The sequence below is a fragment of the Arthrobacter sp. Y3221157 genome (assembly GCF_059089865.1).
On record NZ_JBNHFD010000162.1, the window covers coordinates 1 to 3,513 of the forward strand.

Below are 3,513 nucleotides of genomic sequence, written 5' to 3' on the forward strand. Positions count from 1 at the left end.
CGGCGCCCACCGCGGCTGCCGCGCCGTCACCCGCCTCCGCCCTCCCGGAGGCGGCGGCTCCGGTGCGCCTCCGGTACGGGGCGGCAGGTTTTGACGTGCCGGTACACCCGCTGGACCTCGACGGCGCCGCGCAGAACAGCGAGACCATCGTGCCGCCGGAAACCAAGGACGGCTACTGGCTGGCTCCGTTCGGGGCTCCCGGAGAGGGCTCAGCCAACACGACGTACGTGATCGGCCACAGCTGGGATGGAGCGGAGGCGCCGTTTAACCATTTGAGCTCCGCCTCGCGGGTGGGTGACCGCTTTGAGGTGGACACCGCCGCGGGAACCCTGCCCTACCAGGTGGACAGCGTGACGACGTACGTGAAGTCCAGCTTGAAGGACAGCCCCATCTGGGACATCGTGCCCAACCGGCTGGTTCTCATCTCCTGCTACACGGAGGACCCGTGGGGCAAGAACGTGGTGATAACGGCCTCACCTGCGCTTATGTGATCCGGCGGGACCTGTTCAAGGCAGTTTGCCCGGGCGCACAATGAGCTATGACATCGGAACGGTTCAGTGGAACTGCCCCCCTGCTGGTGGGAATCATGCCCAAGCAGCATCCGGAAGTCCTGCAGACCGCGGCCACCCTGGCCGCACGGCTGGGCACGCCCCTGGTGTGCGCGTATGTGGACGAGGCCAGCTACCTGGTGGAGTGGGACCCTGCCCGCTCGGCCCACCGCCTGTCGCTTCATCCGGACGCCGACGACGAGGACATCCGGACGCTCACGGCGGAACTGAAAGCAGACATCCAGTCAGCCGTGGACAAGGTGCCGCCCGGCAGCGGCGTGGTGGACTGGACGCTTCGCACCCTTGCGGGTGATCCCGCCCGTGCGCTGGGCCGGCTGGCGGCCGAAGCCAACGTTCCGATCATTGTTGTGGGCACATCCGAACGCGGCTTCTCGCACCGGCTGTCAGAGGCACTGAACGGTTCCGTGGGAGCGTGGCTGACCCACCACCAGAGCAAGCCCGTCCTGGTGGTGCCTTACCGGATGCCGGCGCACCAGGACAGGCCATGACCCGTCCGCGGGCAGCCGACAGGGGACGGAAACGGCACGCTGAAAATAAAGTGAAAGTAGTTATTCACGGTGCTGGCGGACGCCAATACCAGCCAGTAAGCTGATTCAAGCAGACCGATCCACGCAGGTGGACACCGGTTTTGCCCAAGAGCTGCTCCGGAGTGCGTATCCCCCAATAACGCACTCCGGAGCTTTTTTGTGCCCTGCTCTGGGATGCCCCCTTATACCCTTAGGGGGTACTTGTTTGATACCCCTCGGGGGTATACGGTGGATTCATGAAGTCCACTGAAGAGGCAACTGCCGTGTCCGCAGTGCAGCACGTGCCGGAACACGGGTACACGGGAAACAAGGACGCCTACCTCCGCCGGCTCAAGCGCATTGAAGGCCAGGTTCGCGGCATTGCGCGGATGGTGGATGAGGACAAATACTGCATCGACATCCTCACCCAGGTTTCCGCCGTGACCAAAGCCCTGCACGCCGTGAGCCTGGGACTGGTGGAGGAGCACATCGGCCACTGCGTGGTGGGGGCCGCCGCGGAACCCGACGCGGAAGCGCGCGCCGAAGCCATCGATGCAAAGGTCAAGGAAGCGGCCGACGCCATCGGCCGGCTGCTTCGCTAAAACCCCAACTGCACCCATTGCCGGCCACCACCGGCCAAACCATCAGGAGCCAGCCTTGAGCACCACTTCCCCCACCATCACAACCGTCAACGTTTCCGGCATGACCTGCGGCCACTGCGTCTCCGCGGTCAGCGAAGAACTCGAAGCCCTTGCGGGGGTGGAGGCCGTGGACGTCGAACTCAACGCCGGCGGCATTTCCACCGTGACCATCACGTCCACGCAAAAGCTGTCGCCCTCGGAAATCGGCGAAGCAGTGGCGGAGGCCGGGTACCTGGTCGTCGCCAACGAAGCCTGAAGGGCCAACAGGGACAAAACATGAGTCACCAGGATCTGCTCCGCCCGCCGGACACCCGCGTGGTGGAACTCGATATCGAGGGCATGACCTGCGCCTCCTGCGTCAACCGCGTGGAGAAGAAGCTCGGCAAGCTCGAGGGCGTGGAGGCAACAGTCAATCTCCCGCTCGAATCGGCCTACGTCACGGTGCCACCGGGGATCAGTGATGAGCAGCTGGTGGACACCGTCAACGCAGCCGGGTACAAGGCAACGCTGCGGCACGCCCCAGGGCCAGACCCCATTGCGCCGGACGGCAGCGAAAGCGGGGAGGCGGCGCAACCCGCGGGCGCCGTCGTCGAACATGACCATCTGGCCCATGGCGGAACCGCCGAGCAGCTGAAACCCCGCCTTCTTGTGGCGGCCATCCTGACGGTGCCCGTGTTCCTGGTCTCGATGGTTCCGGCATTCCAGTTCGCCAACTGGGGCTGGGTTGCTGCCGCGCTGGCACTGCCGGTGGTGACCTGGGCCGCCTGGCCCTTCCACCGGGCGGCCGCCATCAACGCGCGGCACTTCGCGTCCACCATGGACACCCTGGTATCCCTGGGGGTAGCCGCGGCGTACTTGTTCTCCGCCTGGCAGCTCGCGGCCGACCCCCGCATGACCGAACACCCCGGCATGGAGGGGATGGAAACCGGCGGCCTCTACTTCGAGGTGGCGGCGGTGGTCACCACCTTCCTGCTCCTGGGCAGGTACCTGGAGGCGAATGCCAAGAAGAAGGCAGGCGATGCCCTGCAGGCGCTCCTCAACCTCGGCGCCAAGGACGCCACCATCCTTCACGACGGCGCGGAGCAGCGGATCCCCGCGGACCGTCTGCAGGTGGGCCACATCCTGGTGGTCCGCCCGGGCGAGAAGATCGCCACCGACGGTGTAGTTGTGGAGGGCAGCTCAGCGGTGGACGCCTCCCTGGTCACCGGCGAATCCGTCCCTGTGGAAGTGGGACCCGGTTCGGCCGTCACCGGCGCCACCATCAACACCTCCGGAAGGCTGCTGGTCAGGGCGGCAAGGGTCGGCTCCGAAACCACCCTGGCGCAGATGGCCCGCCTGGTGTCGCAGGCGCAGACGGGCAAGGCGCCCATCGCCCGGCTGGCGGACCGCATCAGCGCTGTCTTCGTGCCGGTGGTCCTGGCCATTGCGGCGGCCACTTTCGTGCTGTGGCTCCTGTTCTCCGGCCCGGACGCGGCGGGCGGCGAGCTGCGCCCGGCCTTCACGGCCGCCGTCGCGGTCCTGGTCATTGCCTGCCCCTGCGCGCTGGGCCTGGCCACGCCGGTTGGCCTGCTGACAGGCACCGGCCGCGGAGCGCAACTGGGCATCCTCATCAAGGGCCCGCAGGTCCTCGAGGACACCCGCACTGTGGACACCATCCTGCTCGACAAGACCGGGACGGTGACCACCGGCGTCCTTGCCGTGGACGCCACCGCGGCCTTCGGCGGCTTCACGGAGGACGACGTGCTCCGGCTGGCCGGGGCCGTGGAGGCGGCGTCCGAGCACCCCGTAGCGCACGCC

Annotated in this window: 5 protein-coding genes; all 5 read left to right on the forward strand. The window is 67.0% G+C overall.

Translation table 11 applies throughout. The annotated features are described in order from the left end of the window. Window positions 1-491, forward strand: a 491-nt coding sequence (locus AC5RTT_RS20160; protein WP_494146647.1) for a class F sortase, incomplete at its 5' end; no start/stop codon positions are given. Between the two features lie 47 nt (window positions 492-538). After that, window positions 539-1,057, forward strand: a complete 519-nt coding sequence (locus AC5RTT_RS20165; protein ID WP_494146648.1) for a universal stress protein — start codon at window positions 539-541, stop codon at window positions 1,055-1,057. 275 nt (window positions 1,058-1,332) lie between these two features. Further along, on the forward strand, window positions 1,333-1,677 hold the full coding sequence (locus AC5RTT_RS20170) for a metal-sensitive transcriptional regulator (RefSeq protein ID WP_494146649.1): 345 nt from the start codon (window positions 1,333-1,335) through the stop codon (window positions 1,675-1,677). A 55-nt stretch (window positions 1,678-1,732) separates the two neighbouring features. Further along, a complete protein-coding gene (locus AC5RTT_RS20175; protein WP_494146650.1) occupies window positions 1,733-1,972 on the forward strand; it encodes a heavy-metal-associated domain-containing protein in 240 nt (79 codons plus the stop codon). 20 nt (window positions 1,973-1,992) lie between these two features. Next, a partial coding sequence (locus AC5RTT_RS20180) for a heavy metal translocating P-type ATPase (RefSeq protein WP_494146651.1) occupies window positions 1,993-3,513 on the forward strand: 1,521 nt, incomplete at its 3' end.